Origin of the sequence: Gemmata sp. SH-PL17, assembly GCF_001610855.1 — a bacterium.
Lineage (GTDB): Bacteria > Planctomycetota > Planctomycetia > Gemmatales > Gemmataceae > Gemmata > Gemmata massiliana.
The window spans coordinates 6,703,448-6,725,083 of the sequence record NZ_CP011271.1 but is presented as its reverse complement, the minus strand read 5'-3'; the positions used below and the strand labels follow the sequence as shown (position 1 = coordinate 6,725,083).

Here is a 21,636-nt window from a genome sequence, read left to right as displayed (position 1 = left end):
TCCGGTGAGGGCCCCTCCCTGCCGAGGTACTCTCCGGACACGAACTCGATCGAACGGGTGTGGTGGCGGGTAATCGACACGTGATCCGCCGGGCAGGTACCTCGTAACTGCCCACTTCCACACATTAAACGGCCCTGGGAGCGCGGGTGGCGCTTGGCCTTTCGCGGGCGGTTCCGTTTTGTTTTGGCTCGCGCCCTGTCGCGAAGCCAAAAATTCCATTTCTACTGACATCGCGTTCATGTCTGACGGGTGTTAATGTTCCTCACATCGTCCACATTGCGCGTTTGAGATTGTGCGGCTTATTGCAACGTACTGGATTTCGTCATTGTTAGCATGCACCCAATGCGAATTGCATTTTCTCCCGTGAAAAATGCAATTTCGGGTGGCGCAATCCGGGAATGTTAGCAATTGTTAGCCCGGTTTCGGGCGTTTTTGGAGAGGATTTGAGTGGTGAAGGATAGTCGCCCTGTCAATTCGTAGTCTCATGGGTCGCTCGGTATTCTGAATTTCGAGGTGCCAACGAAGCGGATGAGGACGGCTGCCGTACTTGAGCTTGTCCCACTTTCCGCGTCTGCGTATAGAGTGCCGTCTCCGCGGCGGGCGCGAATCGCCCGGTCTGCCGCTTCACGGCAAGGACGCCGCCAGATGCTTCGTTTCGTGCTCGCTTTTGCCCTCATGGGCATCGCCCTCGCTGCGCGCTTCACGGTCGCTGCCGACGCACAACCGGACCCGATCGAGAAGCAACTCGCGGTGCAGCAGGCGATGGCCGACGCCCGTAAGTACCTCGAAGCGGGTTCGTCCGCCGAAGCGACTGCGGCGCTGGAAAAGGAAATCTCGAACGCGGACGGCAGTAAGGCGTTCCTCACACTGCTCCGCGAATGCTACACCGTCGAAGTTGCCCGACTCGAAAAGACTCCGAACGCGGACGCGGAACGCATCGCTCAAACACGACGCAAACTTTCGCTTCTCGGTGGTGAAGCGAAGCCGGCTCCGGTCCCCACGCCGGTGGCCCCCGCGGTGCCCGTAATGCCGCCTGTGCCCGCGACGCTGCCGGAACCAAATCTCGGCCCGTCGCTGGTCGAGCCGACGGTGGAACCGCTTGCGGCGCCAACAATTGCGCCGGCGGGTGATTCGGCGGCGAGTGCGGTTGCGGCGTTCAAGAAGGGCAACTACACGGACGCGGCGCAGCTCTTCGCTTCGGTCGGTGGGGCTAAACTCACTGTCGAACAAAAGGCGGCTTGGGCGTATTGCCGCATCAAACTCTCGGCGGACCGCGTGAATTCGCCGTCGTGTGACGCGGTAACCGCCGCCAGCGCCGTACAGGATGTGACAGAAGCACTGCAACTCGTTCCGCAGAGCGCGGACCTTCAGAAAGTCGGCCAGCAGTTGCTGAAGGCGGCCCAAGCCAAGGCCGGTAGCGCGAAAGCGGTTACTCCGGTCGTGAGCGCGGCCGGCGACGTGGTGGAGACGGACAGCTTCCGCGTGCATCACGGCGGTGATCGCGCTCTCGGCGAGTCGGTGGCGAACGCGGCGGAGGCGGGACGCAAGCAGATTTTCGAGCGCTGGTCCGGAGCGCCTGGTGGCGCGTGGCAACCGAAGTGTGACATCGTAATCCACACGACGGGCGACGTTTACGCGAAAGCCACGGGCAAGCCCGCCGCGATGACGGGGCACGCCAGTGTCAGCCTCACTAACAAACGCGCCACTGCCCGCCGGATCGATCTGCGTGCAGATGACACCGCCGCCGTCTCGAACGCGCTGCCGCGGGAACTGACGCACGTGGTCCTCGCCGACCTGTTCGCCGACAAGCCGCCGCCCAAGTGGGCCGAAGAGGGAATGGCGATCCTGGCCGGTTCGCCGGAAGAGATCAGCCGGTACACGCGAACGCTCCCGCGCTGCGCACGCGATAACGAATTGCGGAACCTCGCGGCTCTCTTTGAACTGAAGGATTTTCCCTCCGAGAAAATCACGGGCTATTACTGCCAGAGCGTGAGCGTCACGGAGCACCTGATTAAGCTGAAGGGCGAGCGGAACTTCAAAATCTTCCTGAGCGACGCCGAACGCTACGGCACCCCGCGCGCCTTGGAGCGACAGTACGGCATTCAAAGTGTGCAAACGCTCGAAGCCGCCTGGAAGAGCGCGAACTTGGAATCGGCCCGCGGCCAGGCGCCGTGAGCTTGTGAAGTGTGAGGAATGAAGAACCGCAGATAACGCGGATTAAGACGGATTGATTCGTCGGAAGATGATGCTGCGTTTGGACTTGCGTTATTTGCGATTCTGCTGGAATTAACTATGATCGCGGACGATGTGATTCGCCTGTTGCAACTCCAACCGCACCCGGTCGAGGGCGGGTTCTTCCGCGAAACGTACCGCTCCACTGCAACGCTCCCGGCGTCGGCGTTACCCGCGCACAACGCGGATCGCAGCGTATCCACCGCGATTTACTACCTACTCAAACCGGGGCACGTGTCTGAACTGCACGTGCTCCCCGGCGATGAGGTGTTCCACTTTTACCTCGGGTCGCCCGTGCGCATGCTGCAATTGTGGCCCGACGGCAGCGGACGCGAAGTGGTTCTCGGTGCAGACATTACGGCGGGGCAAGTTCCGCAAACCGTGGTGCCCGGTGGTGTGTGGCAGGGCACGCACCTGATCGGCGACAATGGATTCGCGCTGCTCGGTTGCACCGTCGCGCCTGGCTTCGATTACGCGGACTATCAGAGTGCGTCGCGGGCCGAACTCACCGCGAAGTGGCCCGCGTTCACCGACGCGATTCAGAAGTTGACGCCGCGCGGTTAGCGCTTTGGCTACAAGGTCTTCAGGTACTCGATCACCTGCGCGCGTTGTTCGTCCGTGAGGTCGTCACCGTAGGTGTGACCCGCGTTGCTCCGACCCGGTTTCGAGGTGTCGTAAATCTTGCGCGCTTCGTGCGGTGGCAGTTTCTCGCTCGGCGGGTCGCGTAGCTCGGTCACCTTCCACCCCACGTTCACTTTGTCGTAGGAGGCTTCGTTTGTTTTGAAGCTCCGCGTGTAGCGCTTCAGGCGGGCTTTGGAGTTCAATACGCCATCGAGAGTGGGAACACTGCCGTTGTGGAAGTACGGAGCCGTGGCCCAGATACCGTCGAGTGGAGGTGCCTGGTAACCCGCTGTTGCGCGTAACGGAAGCCCGTTCACGAACCAGCCGTTCTTTTCCTTCCCGAACCACGATTCGGAGTATTCCTTGCCGTAGGTGACGTCGATGCCCTTGTGCCGCGTCGGATCGGTGCCGATCTCGTCGAGCGGGATCACCTTGTTGGGGTACGTCCACTTCTCACCGTAGGTGCCGTGACACGTCGCGCAGTTTTGGTGGAAGAGCACTTTGCCCTTCGCGGCTTTGGCTTCGTCGATCGGGTACGGGTACTTCGGCGGTTCGAGACTGATGAGGTACTGTTGAATGTCGCGGAAGGCCGGTTCGTGCTTCTCGAAGTCTTTCGGCGTCGTGAGCGGGTGCATCATGAATTGCATGAGCGTGCGCACCGAGCGCGAATCCGTCGTACCCGCGTGGTAGATGGTTTTCTTCTTCATCATCAACCACCACGCCGGCACGTCCTCACACAAATCGTCACGTAACCCGAGTTCCTTGCGTGGGGTACGGAGGGTGAGGTCCGGGTTGCGGAACCCAAGGAGATACACGCCGAACCCGCCCGCTTCGGTGGTGCCGCGGACGTTCGAGAACGTGAACGGTAATTTCCCGCTCAGTCCGTCGACCTTGGCGAAGTCCTCGAAGAGCGCCTGAACGTCGAGCGTCGAATTTCCGAGGCCGACGATGCTTTTGCCGTCAATCGAACCCGCGTGGCACAACATGCAGTCGATCCCGACCCCGGTGTTCAGCACGCGGCTCGCTTTGCGCAGACCCATCGGTAGTCCGTCGTTCGCGTAGGGCGCAGAGTGCAGGCCGTAGCGTTCGAGGACGGCCGTGGTGTAGTTCGTGGGCTTTTCGGTCGCGCCCCACTGCTTCCACGCATTCGGGACGACGTTCTGCGTCCAGAACGCCGGGATGAACGCGGTCTGTGTGAGTGCTTGGTACCCGCGTTCGGTGGGGCTGATTTGATCGGCCACCTGCGGTTTCTTACCCGAAGCCGGTACTTCGTTCTCGGCGGCGAACGTCGAGGCGCAGGGGACGAGTAGTGCGAGCGTGGCGAACAACCGTGTCATCGGAACGTCCTCTGGGGCGCCAAGTATTCGCCATCTTACCTACCGCAGATTCCTTCTCCAACGGAACAGCAGGTGTGCTCGAACGCTAAACAGGGGACTTGAGAGAAATTCGCGAAAGTAGTTCGTCTCAGCGCAAGAGCTTGGCGTAGCCGCGTACCGGAGATGTAAGCGGTGCAAAACTACCCGCAACGCGAGACGCGGAACAACAACCAGAACTTCACCTTGTGACGGACTCAACCATGATTCGCTCAAGCCTACTCGCTCTGGCCGCCCCGGTCGCACTTGTCGCCACGATGTTCAGCCCCGGAACGGCTGAAGCCGCCAATCGGTTCGCCGTGACTGGCATCGAGAACAAGAGCACGCACACGATCACGTACAGCTACAAGTGGGGCAACGATCCCTGGCACACTGCCACCATCAAGCCGGGCGAGCAGCGGCTCCACTGGTGGACCTACGATAAGGCGAATGAGAACCACTCGCCGGACTTCCACGTGCGATTCGACTCCGAGTTCGACCCGAAGCAGAAGCCGTTCTTCATCTCGTACAAGTTGAAACGGAGCGCGGCCCCGGCTCACGATTGGGAAGACGCCCACAAGTACGTGTTCAAGAACGATGGGAACAAGTTCTTCGTGGATCTCTACGAGAAGAAATGACGGCTCCGATGACGAGGGGAACCGGCCGGTTCCCCTTCTCCATTTACAAAACACGAAGCCTGAATCAGAGACGTGCTTTACCCGACGCGATGTCGGCGCCCTGTGCGAGGAACAGCGTGTAGCTCTCTGGGATGTGTGTCACATCAACGGTGGCTGCGAGCAGTATGGCTGCGGCCACGGCGGTCGCGGTGAGGTCGTCACGCGGCGGCACCACGGCGAGGTGCGGCGGCGCGAGGCTTCCTCCGGACCAGAACGCCGAGGCCGCAAGGCACCCCGGAGCGGTCCCGTAGTTAGCTGCCGAAGCTGCGTCACCGCAGGCGCGCCGGTTGGCTTCGGTCGGTTCCTTCACCCACGCATCGGCAGTTGCAATCGCCCGGGTGACTTCCGGCACGGGCTTGGGGAACGCGGCGCGCACGCACCCGAGTGCCCACCACACACTTTCGCGCTTCGGGAGCGCGGCGGCCAGGAAGCGGATCGCGTCTTCGGCCAACTCGGGTTGAGCCGCGAGTACGTCAAAGAACTGCCGCGGTGTGTGTGCCGGGTTAATTAGCGCTTTCGCGGGTTCGGACAGTGCCAGCGTCTTCGCGATATCGGTCGCGAGTCGAGTGGAGCGCGGCGTGGTGGTGGGCGTAGTCATGTGACCTTTTCGCTCTCTGATCTCAATTGCTCGCGCACGCCCTCAAGTGTTCCTGGGGACGTAGGCACCTCGCCCATTTGGGCGACCCGTCCCCGTCTCAGAGGAGTGTGGCCGACGCGGGCACTAGCCCGGTATGGTTGCCCAAAATCGTTATACCTGGACCGTTGAGCGGCGAGACGTTCACGGTCCAGGGATGGTCGCAAAATGACCTCAAACCTGAGACCACACCCTTACGGCAACGCGCGCGCGAATCTTTCGCCGAGATTTGCAAAGAAAAATGACACCCCTCGCCGCCCCCCTCGTGATTGGCGCGGGGCATTAAAAGTGATTATCGGCGCACGGCTCGCAGGTTGGGCATCTCGTCGGCGAACTTCTCGGCCCCGTCCGCGGTGATCTTGGTCGAACCCGCGTAGAGCGTGCGCAGCCCGTCCAGCACTTTGAGTTCGAGCAGTCCCTTATCGCCGACTCCGGTTTTAGAGAGGTACAGAGCCTGCAGCCGCTCTAGGGCTTTGACCGTCGCCATTCCCTTGTCAGTGACCTGTGGGTTCTCGGAGATATCGAGTGATTCGAGGAACGCGAGTTTTTTCAGGCCGACCATTTCGGTATCAGTCAATCCGGCATTAGGAATTCGCAGGTCGCGCAAGTTCGCACACTGCGCGATCGCGTTGACGCGGGTCACCGTCAGGTTAGATTTGCTGAGAATCAACCGGCGCAAGTTGGGCAGGTCTTTGAGTGCGGTGAACGCCTTATCGGTACATTTCGAGGCGTCGAACACGTCGACGGAGCCGATTTGTGGGTACTTCTTGAGGGCCACCAGCGCGGCGTCGGCTCCGGTCTCGAATTTCACCGAAACGCGCCCCTTCTCGGGTAATTTGGGGTCGATCTCGGCCGTCCCCCCGGCCTTCACAACGGCATCAATTGCTTTCTGCTCGTCGGCCGTGGGCTTCGACGGTTGCGCCAGGGCCAAAGAAGTGAGACCGAGCGCGAGGAATGAAGTTAGTAGGGCACGCACAGGAGATCTCCGTCGGGGCGTGTGGTGGGCTTGGTGGGTGAAACCACGGCAGGAGTTCAGGCCAGTTTATCACAGAGTTTCTTTTCGTCACCGCACAGTTCCTGGAGGACCGTTACTAGCTCTTACTTGCGCCCGCTACTGACGAGGCGCGCGGGCGGACTGATACCCAGAATCGTCTCATTTCTCTTTCTGGTGCGATGAGATAAGATGGAGGTCGTTGACATCCGCCTCACGTTCTCCACCGTCGGCTCGTTCGGCGGTCGCTGCGGAACAACCCGTTGCGTTTAATTGACACCCCCACACGGCGGTTTTGCTGAACCTCCTGCGAGCCGGACCATGCCGGATACCCAGCCGCAAACCGCGCCGCAGCAACCGGACCTGACCGGCCGCACGCTGGGGGACTTCCACATCCTCCGCCGGATCGGAGCGGGCGGTATGGGGCAAGTGTACCTCGCCCGCCAAACGTCGCTGAAACGCGAGGTCGCGCTCAAACTGCTCCGCGACGAGTTGAACGCGAACCTCACCGCGCTGGCTCGGTTCCAGGCCGAGGCCCAGGCGGTCGCGAAGCTCAACCATCCCAACATCGTTCACATCCACCAGATCGGCGAGTCCGACGGGGTCCGGTACATGGTGCTGGAGTTCGTGGAGGGGCGCAATCTCCGCGACTACCTGGCGCGCAAGGGACCGCCCGATCTGCCGATTGCCCTGAGTGTGGTGCGGCAAGTCACGCTCGCGCTCCAGAAGGCCCACGAACAGGGCATCGTTCACCGCGACATCAAGCCCGAGAACATCCTGGTGACGCGGAAGGTCGAGGTGAAGGTCACCGACTTCGGTCTGAGCCGGTTCTTCGCGGGGGAAACGCCGGCCACGAACATCACGCAGAGCGGCGTCACGCTCGGTACGCCCCTGTACATGTCCCCAGAACAGGTGCAGGGGCACGCGGTCGATCACCGCAGCGATATCTATTCCTTCGGCGTGACGTGCTTTCACCTCCTCGCGGGGGAGCCACCATTTCGGGGCACGTCTGCGTTCGATGTGGCGCTGAAGCACGTTCAGGAGCAACCGCGCCAGCTCTCAGGCTTGCGGCCTGACCTGCCCACGGAACTGTGCGGCATGGTCCACAAGATGATGGCGAAGAAGCCGGAGGATCGCTATCAGTCCGCGCGCGACGTGCTCCGCGACCTGATGAAGGTGCGCGGCGGGTTAATGACGGGGACCGCGCAATTTTCCCTCTCTCAAAACACCGGGAAGGTGCTTGCGCTGGGAGCGGGCGACTCGTCGTCCTTGCTCACGCAAGCTCCCGTGCTCTCTTCCGAACACCGAGGGCGGTGGGGTCAGTGGCTCCTGATCGGGGCCGCGTGCGTGCTCGCCGCGGTCGGGGGGGTGTTCCTGTACGCCGGCACGAACCCGTCCGCCGACGCCGCGCACACGCCGTCGGGCGCGAGTAGTGGTCCGGGGTTGCCCGACGTGCGCTCCCCGGACCGGCTCAACACGACGCGCGAGCGCGAGTTGCTCGTGGTTCTTAACACCGAGGGCACGAAACCGGACGACGCGATCAAGGCGTCCGTCGAACTCGGGCTGCTCTACGTGAAGGAACGGCGCTTACCGGAAGCCAACGACCGGTTCGAGCGCCTTCGCGGTCGCGAGCGGGAGTGGCGCGACCCGATCGCTGCACGCACTGCCGGTGTCGCGGGGCGTTTGGGGCTGGCGGTGGTGCTGGCCCACGAGAACAAGCCGGAGCCGTCGAACAAGCTGTTTTTGGATGTGGCACAGGACCAACCGAAGTTCGGTGGTCCCGGCATGCCGAAGTTCGAGCGCCCGACGTTCAGCGTGAGCGGCACGCTCCTCCGCTACCCGGACCTGAGTCACGCCGTTTCGGACGCACTCAACCGTAACGCCACGAACCTCGGCAAGACCCGGCTCGAACCCGCTGTGCTAGAGCAACTCCGTTCCCCACAGCGCGTTGGGAAGTAGGTACCCACCGATACTCGACCGCCATAGTCAACCGCAGAAGAAGGACGGGTTGCCGAACTTCAACAAGGGGCGCAGGAGCTACTGCTAGCGCCGGCGCCCGTCTGTTCGCAGCTACGGACGTTATTTCGGCTTGTGGCCACCGGGGAACTTGATGCGGGCGAAGTCCTCGGCTTTCTCGACGCGAACCAAGCCGCGACTGTCCACGAGCATCCGTTCCCCGTTTACGCCCTCGGCTTCGTATGCCAGGATCGGTTCTTCGCCCTCGCCCAACCGGTTGTCCGGTACGAACGGGACGAGCACGATTGGTTTCTGATCCCGAGGGGATACGAGCGACGCGATCGTCTCGCCGTGCTCTTTCAGGAACGGCTTTAGATCGTCGGGGGTGGGGGGCTTCTTCTTCGTTCGGTACGCCTGCATGTACGCGGTCGAGATCTTGCGGAACATATCGGACGCGGCGACCGTCTGGTCGTCGTACTGCCGCGGGGCCGACGAACTGCACCCGGCTGAAGTGAGTACGACGCCGACGAGAAACAAGCACAGACTGAGGCGAAGCATGGTAATTCCTTGGCGGTGAGAGAGGAACGCGGGCGGGTACCTGCGACCCGCCCGACCGGGGCAGCGGGTCACAGGTCGCCCGGTACCACCTCACTGCCGTTACGGGTGCCGATCGCCCGGTATGCGTTCACGTCCATGTTGTACCGGAGGTGCTTGACCGAGCCGTCGGCGAACACCACGTTCATACCGGTTTGGTGGGCCGATCCGAACCGCTCGTTAGCCCCGTAATTCCAGTTGGTCGAGGTGTCACGCTGCCCGATGTTATCCGGGATCGGCAGATCCCAGGTCCGCCGGCACACCCCCCACCCGTGCCCCCGGGTGATCGGATCGCTCCCCCAGTCGTCGCTCTGGTATCGGTTGATCGGGATGTACTTCTCACCGACCATGAGTGTGTTCGACGTCCCGTCTGTGACCCCGGTGACGGTCAACCGCCCCTCGAAATTATCGACGTCCATTCCGTTGTGCGGGTTGTCGTACTCGCCCGACGTACCGTAGCTGCTCACATAGTCGGCCCGGAAGATCATCCGACCGGATTCGTTGAGGCTGGAGTACGGTTGGAGCGCGCGGCTCGCGCAAGAGTACGTCGGGACCACGACCTTGTCGATCGCCGCGTTCCGGCCGAGCGTCTGATCGGCCGCCGAGGTCGACACCGGAGACAGTTTCCAGAGGTTCGTTTGTTCGATGTAGGGGAGGATCTGGAACTGCCACCCGGCCAACTGGGTCGTCAGATCGAGGGCCGGCGGGCTGACCGCGGACTTGGCCGGGATCGGGCCGTTGGCCGGATCCCACCACCGGCCGCCGGCCGTCGGGAAGTAGCCGAACGTGCTCTCGTGGTTGTGGTACGCCAACCCGATCTGTTTGAGGTTGTTGGAGCACCTCATACGCGCCGCGGCTTCGCGGACTTTTTGCACGGCTGGTAGCAGTAACCCGATCAGGATCGCGATGATCGCGATCACCACCAGTAGCTCGATTAATGTGAACCCGCGGGCTGTTTTGGTTCCCAGGCGCATGGAGCCCCCTACGATAAAATGAAATGATTGGGCGAAACACGGATCTCACTGACTTGCAGCTATGAACCCGGTCCGAGACGCCCGCGGCTCGCGAGCTAACCGGCCCGGACGTGAGTTGGTCGTCCAACCGAAATACCTATGAACTTGCCGGCTCCGATTAAGACGTGTCAACTCAACTAGCAAATATAATCATTCGTTTTATTGATTGTCTTGGCTGAACCGTGAGTCTACACTCGGTTTCGCGCACAACTTGTTAGCCCGCGGCACGCCGGTGGTATTCGCCACTTTGACGCCGATTCTCATTATTCAGGCTGTTGAAGTAGGTGTGACAAGGAGCAGTTCTCGTACCGATCGGCGCCTATATTACCGCCCAATTTGTATTCGTCGTTGCAAGTGCCACGCAAAATAGCCCTCGTATTTTCGCTGAAGGGCCGGGAGTTGCCAGTCGCTTCCCGTCACCAATCCGCGACAGGTTGAGGCCCCACACTGACACGGCATCGGTTCGGCGTCGTGGTCGATCGTGGCGTAGTCCAGTGTCAGCTCTTCGCCCGCTTTCACGTCCCGCATCGCAACGAACACGATCTGTCCTTGCACGCCCACGTTCGGTTCGCACGAGTGATTCAGGAACATCATCACCGACTCGAATTCCTCGGCCGTTGTCGGTGCAAGAAACAGATCGTCAGCGATCTGCATATCGGCGTCGCTTACGACCGCTTTCAGACGCTCCAGGCTGGCTTTATCGAGTAAATGGCCGCCCTTCACGCACACAACTTCGTCGCGGGCGATCGGCTCGGTCGCGAACAGCCCCCGACCGACGATTCCGCTTTGCCTGATAACTGTTTTCGGCGACCGATAAGACGCGAGTTGCATACTCGTTACCGTGCGAGTTGGGCGAAATGAACGATCCGATGCAGACGCGCGTAACATTGCCGAGGTTCGCGCGGGTACTCGCAGGTTATCGAGTGGGTTATCCGCACCAGCTCGTCGGTTATTTTCCGCGTTGCGTTTCCGCGACCAACTCGAACGATCGGAGCCGGGCGGCGTGGTCATAGATTTGTCCCGTCACGATCAGTTCGTCCGCCCCGGTCGATTCGGCGATGGCTTCCAACCCGCGTTGCACCACATCCGCCGAGCCGACCGCGGAGCACAGCGTCATGCGCTCAACGTGTGCCCGTTCGATCGGTGACCACAGGCCGTCCATCGACTCGACTGGAGGTGGGAGTAACCCAGTTGCCCCGCGAACCAGGTTCAAGAATGCCTGCTGAACCGACGTGAATGGCCGATGAGCCTCGTCGTGTGTGTCTGCCGCGACCGCGTTGACGCCGACCATGACCCGCGGTTCGGCCAGCGCCACAGACGGCTCGAAGTGCCGCCGGTAGAGGGTCAGGGCTTCGTGGTTGCTCAGCTCGTGGGCCACCCGGTACACCCGGTCGAACAGCTCCTCCACCGGGGCGAACAGCTCGGCCGTCCCCTCCAGCCCGGTACTCACCAGCCTGTGCAACCGGGTCCGCTCCCGAGCCGCCCCTTTCTCCCCGCGCACAGCTTCTTCAGGCTTCCCGCCACCGCTTCCGGCCGCCCGCGCAAGCGCCGCCCGGCCGAGTCCAGCGGCCGCCGCCCGTCGTCGGTGATGGCGCTGCGCACGGCCGCGCAGTACCCGCGCACCACCTCGACCCCGGCCCGGTCCTCCACCTTCCGCTCGATCTCGCGCACCCCGCGGACCGCCTTCTTGGCGTGCCGGCCGGCCTCGTAGATGGGGCGGGCGGCCTCCCGCAAGTAGTGGAACTGGCGCAACTGGTGCGGCACCCCGGGCCGCGCCTTGGCGACCGCCTTGCGGATCGAGTGCGGGCCGTCGGAGGTGACCCCGGCAACGGGCACCGCCACAGGCGGTCTTCACCGCCGATAGCAACGCGGCAAGGTCCTGATTCCGGACGCTCAACAGGCTCTTGGCCAGCAAGATCTCGCCGCTGAGCATGTCCCGGATCACCCACAGGATCTCGTGCCCGACGTCCGGTTGGAGCCCGTCGAGGGCCAGGATCACCTCCTTCTGGGCGGCCAGGAGCGCCTTCAGACGGGCGTTGTCGGTGAGGGACGTGGCCCGGAGCTCGTCGTACCGGTCGAGCCGGTTGGTGGCACCTCGTCGGACGCCGTCACCTTGCGTCCGACGAGGTGCGCGCGGATCTCGGGGAGGGGCCGGTGCTCGGCGTACCGCAGGCGCCCGATGAGAGCGACTACGTTGAGCCCGAACTCGTGCCGGGGCAGCGCGAAGGAGCCCTCGGCCTCGAGCCGGTACGGCTTCTCGTGGGCCGCGCAGGCGGTGTTGTGGCACCGCCGGATGGTCAGATTGAGGCGGGTCACACCGGTCAGGGTGTGGAGGGTGCGGCGGTTGGCGTAGTCGGCGGTCATCGGCCGGGCGCAACGCGGGCACGTCGTCCGCTCGGGCGTCAGGTCGTGGGTGATCGTCGGCTCGGCCGTCTTCGCCGTCTTCATGGGCCATCCCCTTCGGTGACCCAATGCCTACAAAATTGGCCACTAATGAACCAGTTACGTTTGCCGGCCTAGGTTTTGGGGGCTTCGGCGATTGCGGGCGCAGGGCACTCGGTCGGCGCGGGCGTGGCCGCGGTCGTTTCGGGTACGGAGGGGACGAATATCGCTTGGATCAGGAGCAGTGCGGCTCCGACGACGAGGCAGCAGTCGGCCACGTTGAACACCGGCCACTCGATGCGGTAGAAGTAGAGGAAGTCCCGCACCCCGCCGAACACGAGTCGGTCGTACAGGTTCCCGATGGTACCGCCGAGGATCAGCCCCAGTGCGACCATCAGCCCCCGCTCGCTGGCGGTATGTCGGCGCGTTCCCCAAACGACGATCGCAACGGCCGCCGCGACGCTGATGATCGCGAAGAAGCCGTTCGCGTTCCCCTTCTGACCCTGTCCCAGGCCGAACAGCGCCCCGTGGTTCACGCGGGGCATGATCGGCGCGCTCCACGTTTGTAGCGCGGAGAACCCGCAGTCGCACAGTGGCGCGTCGGGATCGAACTGGGCAATGAACTTGAACCAGCCCGGCACCATGTCGTGTTCGTTACCGATACCGCTGCTCAACGCACCGTCCCGGTAGAGCCACTTGAACACCCCGTACTTGCTCGCCTGGTCCGCGCTCAAACCGATCACGGCCAACGTGACGAGAACCCAGCGGTACGTGCGGTCGGCCATGAGAACATCCGTCCGGGCAATGTTTGATCGTTAGCGGTCTAAAGTCACGATACGCCCGCTGTTCGGGCCAGTCAAGAATCGCGGGCGCTGGACAAACCGCTATACCCGTGCGTACCGTCAAACTCAACACGGATCCCAGAGCGGCCGCTCCGCGGGTGGCCTTGACCAACAGGAGAGGCGCGGGAATGATGCGCTGGGTGTGTAATTCTTACGCGCGAGCCGCCCGACCGTTCGCCCGGGACCGAGGAGGATCTGTTCAATGAGGCTCGCCGGTACCGGGTTGATCGTCGCCGCGTTACTGGCACTCGTCGGGTGCAAGTCCACGGACAAATCGGGCGACAAAACCCCGACCGGTCTCGGGGCCGGGCGCCTGAAGAACAAGGACACGAGCAAGGACGGAAAAGACGCGCGCGGCGACCTCGCGAAAAACACCCCCACGTGGCTCGATAACATGGACCGGCTCCCCGGTTCCGGCACGAGCGTTCCCAAATCCACCGGTCCGACGAACCCCAAAGACCCGAACTTCGACCCGAAGACTGCGGCTCAAGACTCGCTCGGTGGTCGCGTCCTCGATCCCTACGGCAAACCGGCGCGCAACGTGTATGTGCGCGTCGAGCAGGTCGGGGCGCCGGCGACTCCACTCGAAGTGGGCCTCTACACGGACGCGGAGGGGTACTTCTTCTCCCCCGGTTTCAAGCAGGGCAAGAGCTACGAAGTTACGGCCATCGCGACGCAGGACGGCAAACAACTATCGGGCGGTGCCCAAACGAAGGTTCCGAACGCGACCCTCTTGATCCTCTTGCGCGACGACGTCGCCCCGCCCACGGGTACCTTCCCGCCCTCCCCGAAACCCTCGGATAAGGGCAGCGACTACATCCCGCCGATGGGGGCCGCGCCGTCGACCCCTCAGCCGGTTCGTCCCAAACCACCGGGCGATGCGTGGGGGCCGGCTGGTCCGACGACCGGGGTGCCGCCTGCAACGATCGGCAGCGCGAACAACGCAGCACCCCCGCCCAAAACGCCCGGCGTTGCGCCGCCGAGTGGCCTCGTCCCGGGGCCGGACGATCTGGTGCCCTCGCCGAAACCAGTTCGTCCAGAGTCCACTGCGGACGGCCCGCGTGACCCGCGCACGCCGCCCCCCGCGAGCATCCCCAACCCGAACGGCCCGCCGGTGCCGAAGCTGCCGCCGCCAGTGAATCCGGTGGGGGGAAGCGGTTCCTCGATGGGCACAAACGCGGGGCGCACGGCCGACAAGTTCACCCTGCTCGACCCAATGGAGCGCACCTGGGACTCGGACTCGATGATCGAAGACGGCTCGCTCGTGTTGGTCGAGTTCATGGAGTCGTCGTGTCTGCACTGCCCCAAGGTGATCCCGATCCTGAAGGACTTGCAGTCGCGTTACGGCGCGAACGGGCTCCAGGTGATGGGCGTGTTGTGCGACGACCTGCCCCAAAAGGAGCGCGCCGCGGCCGCCGGGAAGTACGCGCAAGACCATAACTTGAACTACGCGGTCTTCATCGAACCGGTGAAACCGGGCAGCGTCCGGGACCGCCTGGGTGTCAATCGCTACCCGACGGCCGTGTTGCTCAACTCGGCGGGCAAGGTGCTGTGGCACGGGCACCCCGGCGACACGGCCAAACTCGAAGCCGCCATCAAACAGGGCCTCATCAAGTAGCGAGTTGGCCCGGCGCGGCTGTTAGCCCGCGCCGTTCGTTTTTCTGGGGCCTTCGGCCGGGAACCACCCGCCCGGTTGAACTTCGAGCGTCAGCACCTTCTTGAATTCGGCGAAGTGCTCAAGTGCCTCGGCCAGTGGCTTGCTGTTCGTTAATCCCTGCTGCCACACCTTTCGTTCCATCGTCCCCAACACCACGTACTCATTCCCGACCGCGGCCGGGGCGAGGCGCGTCATGGCGTGATTGATCTCCGCGTCGAGTTCGTTCTTGTGGGCCATAATCAACTCGCACTTCGAGCAGTACCGGCACGTCTTGCCGAGCGCGAGCGGGCCGTACTCCTTGATGTCGATCAGGAGCGGGAACTTCCGCATGTGCGTCAGCTTCTCGCACCGCGGGCACTTGCTCAACCGCACGTCGGAGTACGGGTTCAGGATGAAGGAGTACCGGGCGGGCAGGCCGCCGATTCGCTTTCGGGCCACGAGCGTTCCTCCGGCGCTGGTTTTGGCGCGGGCCGTTCTATCGTAACAATAGCGACCTTCGCGAACTCCTGGCGCAGCGCCTCGGCTCTTTCCAGCGGCAGATCCCGCAGCACCACCGCAGGCAGATCGGATAATAACGCCCGCGCCTGTTCGAGCATCATGCCAGCGTGTAACCGCGCGAGCTTTGTCACTGTGTGGCGTTGATCTGCATCGAAGGCGCGAATAATCAGGTCGCGCCGAATCGCAACGCTGCTGGCCCACTGCGTTTCGACCTGGGGACGCACGTGTTGAATGCGTCCCAGGACGGACGCCAGTTGGTGCTGGAGCCGAAGGAACTCACCTCGCGCGTCCCCTCGATCTTCCAACCAGTCCGCGTACACGAGTCGCGTGGCATCGTCGTTCGGGTCGGCAACGAGAGCCGCAGTGAATGCTGCATCGTCGTTCACGTGGCACCTTCCAGGGTTTGCGCGAGCCGATCGAAGTCGCCCGCGTCACCGAATTTGTGTTCGCGGCTCATTTCCCGAACGGGAGCGCTCCCGGGCCGCGCGGCTTGGTGGCGCCGTACCCGCCCACCTTGTCGTAGACCCGGACGTAATCGACCACCATCTCCACCGGGAACTTCGTATTCTTGTCCGGGTTGCCCAGGAACTTCCCGCCCACCGCGACGTTCATCACGAGGTAGAACGGCTGATCGAACGGCGCCGGCCACGCATTGAGGTCCGATTCCTGGCGCGGCTTCACGCCCTTATCGCCGTCGAGTTTACTGCTGCTCCACCAGGACGTTTGGGTCGCATACACTTTGCCGTCCACGGACCAACTGATCTGCCCCGGCTCCCATTCGAGGGCGTATTCGTGGAAGTCCGCGATCGTCCCCTTATTCGGTAGATCGTAGGTCTTGCTGCTGTGCGCGTTGTTCGGCCAGCGCGAGCCGTAGTGGAGCGTGCCGAGTACCTTCGTCGGCTCCTGGCCCCGCGCTTCCATCACGTCGATCTCGCCGGACGAGGCCCAGGTGCCGTACTTGTCGGATTGCGGCAACATCCAGAGTGCGGGCCACACGCCCTGGCCCGTCGGGAGCTTGGCGCGAAACTCGAACCGGCCGTACTTCTTACTGAACAGCTCGCTCCCGTCGCGCTTGCGAGACTTCATCCGGGCGGAGGTGTACCCGCAGCCGTTGTACGATTCCTTGATGGCCCGGATGTGCAGTGTGCCGTCCTTGACGAATGCGTTCTCGGGCTCGCGCGTGTAGTATTGCAGTTCGTTGTTGCCCCACCCGCTGATCCACATGTTCGCGTCGTAGTTGTAGAACCCGTTGCCCAACTCGAAGTCCCACTTGGACCGGTCGATCTCCTTCCCGTCGAACTCGTCGCTCCAGACCAGTTTCCACCCGTCGGGTGCGGGGCCGGGTTCAGCCGCCTTCGGGAGCACCGCGGGGGCGACCGCCGCGGCGAGTAGCGCACATGTCATCGGCCCCAGGACGCGCGGGACACGCATTGGGAGAGCACTCCTGTTGAGAAACGCCCGCGCCCGACTCACGACGAACCGGCGCGTATCGCGTTTCATTCACAGGTGTTTGTATGTCCCCGGTTCCGACACGCGACCGCGTCTTACGAGAATCTGGGCGCCGCAACTCGTGAACTCGGGCGCCCGTTAATAACGGCTAACAATTGCTAACATTCTGGGGCCGTAAAGTGGTGCGTATTCATCGTAAATATTTTGGTGGTAGTATCTTGTGAGAAACCGTATTCTGGCAAATTCCGCGTGCGATCACTTCGCTTTTACCCTGTGCTTGCGTACTGGCCCGTCAGGTTCCCCATTATACGCCGGCCAAGCGTCTGGTCATGCGTTCAATTTGTTTCGATTTTGCCAGTTTGTGCCAGTGATGTGTTGGGTAGTAATATGCGACTCGGTTAAGAAACGTTTTTTGACAGGATTAACAGGATTGACAGGATTCAAATGCGTAATTCCATGCGCCCGTTGGCACGCGCGGTGCGCCAAGACTTGAGGTGAACGGCCGGTGTGAGCCGGCCGGTGAGTGGCTCGAAGCCGATGCTGGAGCACATTTGGCGTCCTTGTTCTGTAAGGGCACCGGGGCACCGCGGTTGGTGAACCCCGCCCGCAAGGGCGGCGGGTGTAAGTCCGAGCGGGAGCACAAGGCGCGACCCGCTGCCCTTGCGGGATCGAGCGACCCGCCGCCCTTGCGGGCGGGGTTCACCAATAACGCACAACAACCGGTCACCGCAGGTTCCACCAGCCGGCTCACACCGGCCGTTCGCTTCAAGTCTTGGCGCACCGCGCGTGCCAACGAGCGCGTGGAGCATTCCCGTGTGGCACTCGTTGCGTGCGGCGTGATTTCCAATTGGTAATGGCGATGGATAACGATGGTTGGATCGGGTTTAACTTATTTCGTGCGCGGCTATTCTGGGTGAAGAGGTCGTTCGACCCGGTTTCTTGCCCCGGAGGTGCTCATGTCCGTCGCACGTGTTTTCCGCCCGGCCCTTGCTGCCGCTCTCGTCGGCGCAGTGGCGTATTCTCAGGCCCAACCGCCCGCTCCCGTCCCGGGCACGCCCGCGCCCGCCGTACCCGCTTCTCAACCGCGCTCGCTCACCGAGGACGGTGGGCAGCCGGTCGGTAACAACCAGAACAGCCGCACGGCGGGGCCGAACGGTCCGGTCACGCTGGACAACTTCCACCTCATCCAGAAGCTCGCGCGGTTCGACCGCGAGCGCATCCCGGAGCGCGTCGTCCACGCCCGCGGGGTCGGCGCGCACGGCGAGTTCGTGAGCGCCGGGGACTTCTCGCAGCACACGAAGGCCAAGCTGTTTGCCGAGAAGGGGAAGAAGACCCCGGTGTTCCTCCGGTTCAGCACCGTGATTCACCCGGGCGGCTCGCCCGAACAGCTCCGCGACCCGCGCGGGTTCGCCGTGAAGTTCTACACCGAGGAGGGCAACTGGGACTTGGTGGGCAACAACCTGCCCGTGTTCTTCATCCGCGACGCGATGAAGTTCCCGGACATGGTCCACAGCCTCAAACCCAGCCCGGTCACCAACCAGCAAGACCCCAACCGGTTCTTCGACTTCTTCAGCCACCAGCCCGAATCGACGCACATGCTCACGTTCGTGTACAGCGATCAGGGCACGCCGACGAATTTGCGGCAGATGGACGGGTTCGGCGTCCACTCATTCAAACTGGTGAGCGCGCGAGGTGAGGTGACCTACGTGAAGTTTCACTGGCGCTCGAAGCAGGGCCACAAGCCCGCGACCGCGGAAGCAGCCGCAGCCGCCAGCGCCAAGAACCACAGCGGGCACACCGAAGACCTGTACGAGAACATCCGGGCCGGGAACTTCCCGGCTTGGGATCTGTGTGTTCAAATGCTCGACCCGAAGGACTTGGGTAAGTTCGACTTCGACCCGCTCGACGCGACGAAGGTGTGGACCGGGGTGCCGGAGGTGACGTTCGGCACGCTGACGCTGAACAAGGTGCCGGACAACTTCTTCGAGTTCACCGAACAAGCCGCATTCGCACCGGGCATGGTGGTTTCGGGGATCGAACCGAGCGAGGACCGGTTGCTCCAGGGGCGGCTGTTCAGCTACCCGGACACCCAGCGGTACCGCGTTGGCACCAACTACCTGATGCTGCCCGTGAACCGGCCGCTCGCGTCGGTGGCGAACAACAACCAGGCCGGGGCCATGAACTTCGGTCACACCGCAAGCGACGTGAATTACGAGCCGAGCGTGGTCGGCGGGCGCCGCGATACCGCGTCGGCCGAGTACAGCAAGCTCACGCTCAGCGGTACCGTTCAGCAGCAACCGATCGCCAAGGAGCTGAACTTCCGGCAAGCGGGTGAACTGTACCGGTCGTTCACCGATACCGAAAAGACGAACCTGATTAAGAACCTCGCGGGCGATCTGGGCCAAGTGAAGAACGCGGACGTGAAGAAGAAGATGGTAGCTCACTTCTACGCGGCCGACGCCGACTACGGCACCCGGTTGGCCAAGGCGGTCGGGGTCGATGCCTCCGACGTCGAAACGATCGCGAAGACGCTGGCTGTGAAGTAGCACTCCACTTGCGCCGGTGGGCCGAGACCACACCCGGGGTTGAAACCCCGGGCTATTCCCGGTGACCCCATTCGGGGTCCAAAAGGCATGGTGTTTCGGACGCCAACGGCGTCACCGGTAATAGCCCGGGGTTTCAACCCCGGGTACGAACCGCACGATTCGTGTTCCCATACCCGAGGATCGATCCATGTTCGCGTCTCTGATTCTGTCGACCGCGCTCGCTGTTCCGTCCTCGCCTCCGTCCGCACCTGCCGCCCCGGTCGTGCTCGACGATGCGACTCGCGCCAAACTCAAGGAACTCGCGTTCCGCGCTGCACGCGAAGGAGACGCCAAGACACTCAAGGAGTATTTCGCCGCCGGGTTCCCCGCGGACGAGGCGAATACCCGCGGCGACACGCTGCTGATTCTCGCGACCTACTACGGGCATGCGGATGCGGTCGAAATCATTTTGAAGCAGTCGAAACCCGGGTTGGGGCACCGCAACAAGATGGGGTTCACCGCGCTGGACGGAGCGGCGTTTAAGGGGAGCGTGCCGCTCGCGAAGTTGCTGGTCGCGGCTGGAGCGGACGTAAACGGCGCGAGTGAAACGGGTAAGACGCCGCTGATGCTCGCGGCCCTGACGGGGCGGACTGAGATGGTCGAGTACCTGTTGTGCGCTGGGGCGAAGCCCGACGCGGCGGACACGGCCGGCAACACGCCGCTCTCGTTGGCCCGCACGCAGGGGGCGAAGGACGTCGTGAAGTTAGTCGAAGGCGCGCGGGCGAAGAAGTAGGCCCGGCGCCGTTCGCGTGCTCACCGTTGCCTTTGGAACAGCCCGTTTTCCAACAGCACGCCTGTTAGCGCATCCGGGAGCGACTGGTTCCCATTTCGCATTCGGTCGAATACGGCCGGGTAATTGACGTTCGTGTACGACTGTGGTTCGGTCAGCGTGAGTACCCGGAGCGTGGAGGGCAGATGCCTCACGATCGGATCGGGAAGGCGCGCGTCACACGCTTCGATTGCGACTATCTCGATCCGCCCCCGCTTGCAGGCCGCCTTCAGCCGCGTGGCGAATTCCCACTTGGACGTGCCTACCCCGTTACGATACCGGCCGAGTAGAAGCGCGCGGCCAAGCTCGTGGCCGAGTAGGATGCGCCCAAGAATATTGTGTCCGAGATGCCGATGTCCCAGCAAACTCTTCCCTAGCTGATTTTTACCCAAAATGTTGAACCCCAAGCCGTTGAACCCCATGTGGTGGCGACCCAAGAAATATCGCCCCAAGTTGTGGTGCCCCAGGAAGTATCGACCTAGAAGTGCGTGCCCTAAGAAACGCTGACCCAGAAACGCACGACCCATGTGGTTCCGCCCCAGGGCTCTTTGTTCTGCTACGACGGGGGCATTTGGTTGGCACGCATCCAGCGCCCAAAGCAGTTCCTCGCTAGAGCGAGCTTCAAGCAACTCGGCCATCAGACCGGTCAGCGCAAGGTTTTGGTCGCCGTGAGATTTGACGACCAAAACAATCGACGACCCACTTTCGGCCGCGAAGTCGGTCGCGACTTTGAGCGCGTTGGAGAACACTTGGGGGCGCGAAAGCGGGTGCTCCCGTTCTGCGTTCAGTTTCGCATGCGGCACTGTGAGAGGGATTCGGCGCGGTTCCGGCTCACCCCTGCGATACGCCAGCGCGTAGCCTCGCTGTGCGTCCTCGTTGGTGAAGGCTACGACCCCAGCAAACTGTTCCGGCCCTTCCGCGAGTCCACGCTGAATCGCGGCTGAGTCACTTGAAGCGGCGCAGGGGAATTCAATGTGGTCTTCATCGAGCCGCTCAGCCAAAGCGTGATGCTCGTGACAAGTGCTTTCTCGGAGCCAACTCGTTAATTGGCGGTAGGACTCAGTTTTCTTCGTGTCGTTCGTGTATGTCACCAGAACGTTAGACATGGCTGATACCCCATGTTGTGGAGATCCGTCCTTAAGACATTCGTTTCGCACACGAATTGTTTTACCCAATCAGTAAGCTCATCTAACGCAATTCGCGGCTCACATCTGCTGTTGTTACAAACCGATTCCGGCGCCCGCTCTCTGAATACCTGGGATGGTGAATGCAGGTTTCACTCACACAAGAATACGCGGCGTCACTGACGGTGCGTCCACCCGCTCGTTAGCACGCGCGGTTCGCCTGAGCGCCAAGGCGAACGGCCGGTGTGAGCCGGCCGGTA

Annotated in this window: 22 protein-coding genes; 8 read left to right on the top strand and 14 right to left on the bottom strand. The window is 62.7% G+C overall.

The genetic code is table 11. From position 1 onward, the window contains the following. Positions 1 to 645 precede the first annotated feature (645 nt). Both VT84_RS27740 and VT84_RS27735 read left to right on the top strand, forming a co-directional pair. Positions 646 to 2,175 (top strand): hypothetical protein, encoded by a 1,530-nt coding sequence (locus VT84_RS27740; protein ID WP_082841780.1) that lies wholly within the window; start codon positions 646 to 648, stop codon positions 2,173 to 2,175. Positions 2,176 to 2,292: 117 nt separating this feature from the next. Then, on the top strand, positions 2,293 to 2,796 hold the full coding sequence (locus VT84_RS27735; RefSeq protein WP_052555902.1) for a cupin domain-containing protein: 504 nt from the start codon (positions 2,293 to 2,295) through the stop codon (positions 2,794 to 2,796). Between the two features lie 8 nt (positions 2,797 to 2,804). On the opposite strand, the gene VT84_RS27730 is transcribed toward VT84_RS27735, so the two are convergent. Further along, the gene (locus VT84_RS27730) at positions 2,805 to 4,190 is read right to left on the bottom strand and encodes a c-type cytochrome (protein ID WP_082841779.1); all 1,386 of its coding nucleotides are present in this window, start codon (positions 4,188 to 4,190) and stop codon (positions 2,805 to 2,807) included. A 239-nt stretch (positions 4,191 to 4,429) separates the two neighbouring features. Between VT84_RS27730 and VT84_RS27725 the strand changes: the two genes are divergently transcribed. Beyond that, positions 4,430 to 4,843 (top strand): hypothetical protein, encoded by a 414-nt coding sequence (locus VT84_RS27725; protein ID WP_082841778.1) that lies wholly within the window; start codon positions 4,430 to 4,432, stop codon positions 4,841 to 4,843. A gap of 64 nt (positions 4,844 to 4,907) precedes the next feature. Here the strand turns inward: VT84_RS27725 and VT84_RS27720 are convergent, their stop codons facing one another. Next, positions 4,908 to 5,480: a DUF6931 family protein gene (locus tag VT84_RS27720; protein WP_082841777.1), complete on the bottom strand. Its 573-nt coding sequence runs from the start codon at positions 5,478 to 5,480 to the stop codon at positions 4,908 to 4,910. 328 nt (positions 5,481 to 5,808) lie between these two features. Continuing rightward, complete coding sequence (locus tag VT84_RS27715; RefSeq protein ID WP_052555896.1) at positions 5,809 to 6,492, bottom strand: hypothetical protein; 684 nt, start codon at positions 6,490 to 6,492, stop codon at positions 5,809 to 5,811. Positions 6,493 to 6,828: 336 nt separating this feature from the next. Between VT84_RS27715 and VT84_RS27710 the strand changes: the two genes are divergently transcribed. Further along, a complete protein-coding gene (locus VT84_RS27710; protein ID WP_082841776.1) occupies positions 6,829 to 8,466 on the top strand; it encodes a serine/threonine-protein kinase in 1,638 nt (545 codons plus the stop codon). Between the two features lie 120 nt (positions 8,467 to 8,586). Here VT84_RS27710 and VT84_RS27705 read toward each other — a convergent pair whose 3' ends face one another. The 7 genes from VT84_RS27705 to lspA form a co-directional block, all read right to left on the bottom strand. Then, a complete protein-coding gene (locus tag VT84_RS27705; protein WP_052555892.1) occupies positions 8,587 to 9,021 on the bottom strand; it encodes a hypothetical protein in 435 nt (144 codons plus the stop codon). Between the two features lie 68 nt (positions 9,022 to 9,089). Beyond that, positions 9,090 to 10,031 (bottom strand): DUF1559 domain-containing protein, encoded by a 942-nt coding sequence (locus VT84_RS27700; protein WP_082843429.1) that lies wholly within the window; start codon positions 10,029 to 10,031, stop codon positions 9,090 to 9,092. Between the two features lie 363 nt (positions 10,032 to 10,394). After that, on the bottom strand, positions 10,395 to 10,901 hold the full coding sequence (locus VT84_RS27695) for an SET domain-containing protein (protein ID WP_162271866.1): 507 nt from the start codon (positions 10,899 to 10,901) through the stop codon (positions 10,395 to 10,397). 118 nt (positions 10,902 to 11,019) lie between these two features. After that, positions 11,020 to 11,532: a hypothetical protein gene (locus VT84_RS42465; RefSeq protein ID WP_204249652.1), complete on the bottom strand. Its 513-nt coding sequence runs from the start codon at positions 11,530 to 11,532 to the stop codon at positions 11,020 to 11,022. Beyond that, positions 11,517 to 11,912 carry a hypothetical protein gene (locus VT84_RS42460; RefSeq protein ID WP_082841774.1) on the bottom strand — a complete coding sequence of 132 codons (396 nt, stop codon included), beginning with the start codon at positions 11,910 to 11,912 and terminating at the stop codon, positions 11,517 to 11,519. The genes VT84_RS42465 and VT84_RS42460 overlap by 16 nt, the downstream gene beginning before the upstream one ends. Before the next feature lie 183 nt (positions 11,913 to 12,095). Then, positions 12,096 to 12,518 carry a hypothetical protein gene (locus VT84_RS42455; protein WP_082841773.1) on the bottom strand — a complete coding sequence of 141 codons (423 nt, stop codon included), beginning with the start codon at positions 12,516 to 12,518 and terminating at the stop codon, positions 12,096 to 12,098. Positions 12,519 to 12,586: 68 nt separating this feature from the next. Further along, entirely contained in the window at positions 12,587 to 13,237 is a 651-nt protein-coding gene (gene lspA, locus VT84_RS27675) for a signal peptidase II (RefSeq protein ID WP_082841772.1), read from the bottom strand. 259 nt (positions 13,238 to 13,496) lie between these two features. Between lspA and VT84_RS27670 the strand changes: the two genes are divergently transcribed. After that, the gene (locus VT84_RS27670; RefSeq protein ID WP_052555882.1) at positions 13,497 to 14,912 is read left to right on the top strand and encodes a redoxin domain-containing protein; all 1,416 of its coding nucleotides are present in this window, start codon (positions 13,497 to 13,499) and stop codon (positions 14,910 to 14,912) included. A gap of 21 nt (positions 14,913 to 14,933) precedes the next feature. Here the strand turns inward: VT84_RS27670 and VT84_RS27665 are convergent, their stop codons facing one another. The 3 genes from VT84_RS27665 to VT84_RS27655 all read right to left on the bottom strand — a co-directional run bounded on the left by VT84_RS27665 (position 14,934) and on the right by VT84_RS27655 (position 16,880). Further along, positions 14,934 to 15,389 carry a hypothetical protein gene (locus VT84_RS27665; protein ID WP_052555879.1) on the bottom strand — a complete coding sequence of 152 codons (456 nt, stop codon included), beginning with the start codon at positions 15,387 to 15,389 and terminating at the stop codon, positions 14,934 to 14,936. Then, positions 15,338 to 15,835 (bottom strand): TIGR02996 domain-containing protein, encoded by a 498-nt coding sequence (locus VT84_RS27660; protein WP_082841771.1) that lies wholly within the window; start codon positions 15,833 to 15,835, stop codon positions 15,338 to 15,340. Before VT84_RS27660 ends, VT84_RS27665 begins: the two co-directional genes overlap by 52 nt. 67 nt (positions 15,836 to 15,902) lie before the next feature. Beyond that, complete coding sequence (locus VT84_RS27655) at positions 15,903 to 16,880, bottom strand: family 16 glycosylhydrolase (protein ID WP_082841770.1); 978 nt, start codon at positions 16,878 to 16,880, stop codon at positions 15,903 to 15,905. A 512-nt stretch (positions 16,881 to 17,392) separates the two neighbouring features. Between VT84_RS27655 and VT84_RS27650 the strand changes: the two genes are divergently transcribed. The 3 genes from VT84_RS27650 (at position 17,393) to VT84_RS27640 (ending at position 20,216) form a co-directional block, all read left to right on the top strand. Then, positions 17,393 to 17,752, top strand: coding sequence for a hypothetical protein (locus VT84_RS27650; RefSeq protein WP_157469881.1), 360 nt, complete (start codon positions 17,393 to 17,395; stop codon positions 17,750 to 17,752). Positions 17,753 to 17,854: 102 nt separating this feature from the next. Beyond that, a complete protein-coding gene (locus VT84_RS27645; RefSeq protein WP_082841768.1) occupies positions 17,855 to 19,444 on the top strand; it encodes a catalase in 1,590 nt (529 codons plus the stop codon). A 187-nt stretch (positions 19,445 to 19,631) separates the two neighbouring features. Further along, complete coding sequence (locus tag VT84_RS27640; RefSeq protein WP_082841767.1) at positions 19,632 to 20,216, top strand: ankyrin repeat domain-containing protein; 585 nt, start codon at positions 19,632 to 19,634, stop codon at positions 20,214 to 20,216. A 20-nt stretch (positions 20,217 to 20,236) separates the two neighbouring features. Here the strand turns inward: VT84_RS27640 and VT84_RS27635 are convergent, their stop codons facing one another. Next, positions 20,237 to 21,358: a hypothetical protein gene (locus tag VT84_RS27635; RefSeq protein WP_082841766.1), complete on the bottom strand. Its 1,122-nt coding sequence runs from the start codon at positions 21,356 to 21,358 to the stop codon at positions 20,237 to 20,239. Positions 21,359 to 21,636: the final 278 nt, after the last annotated feature.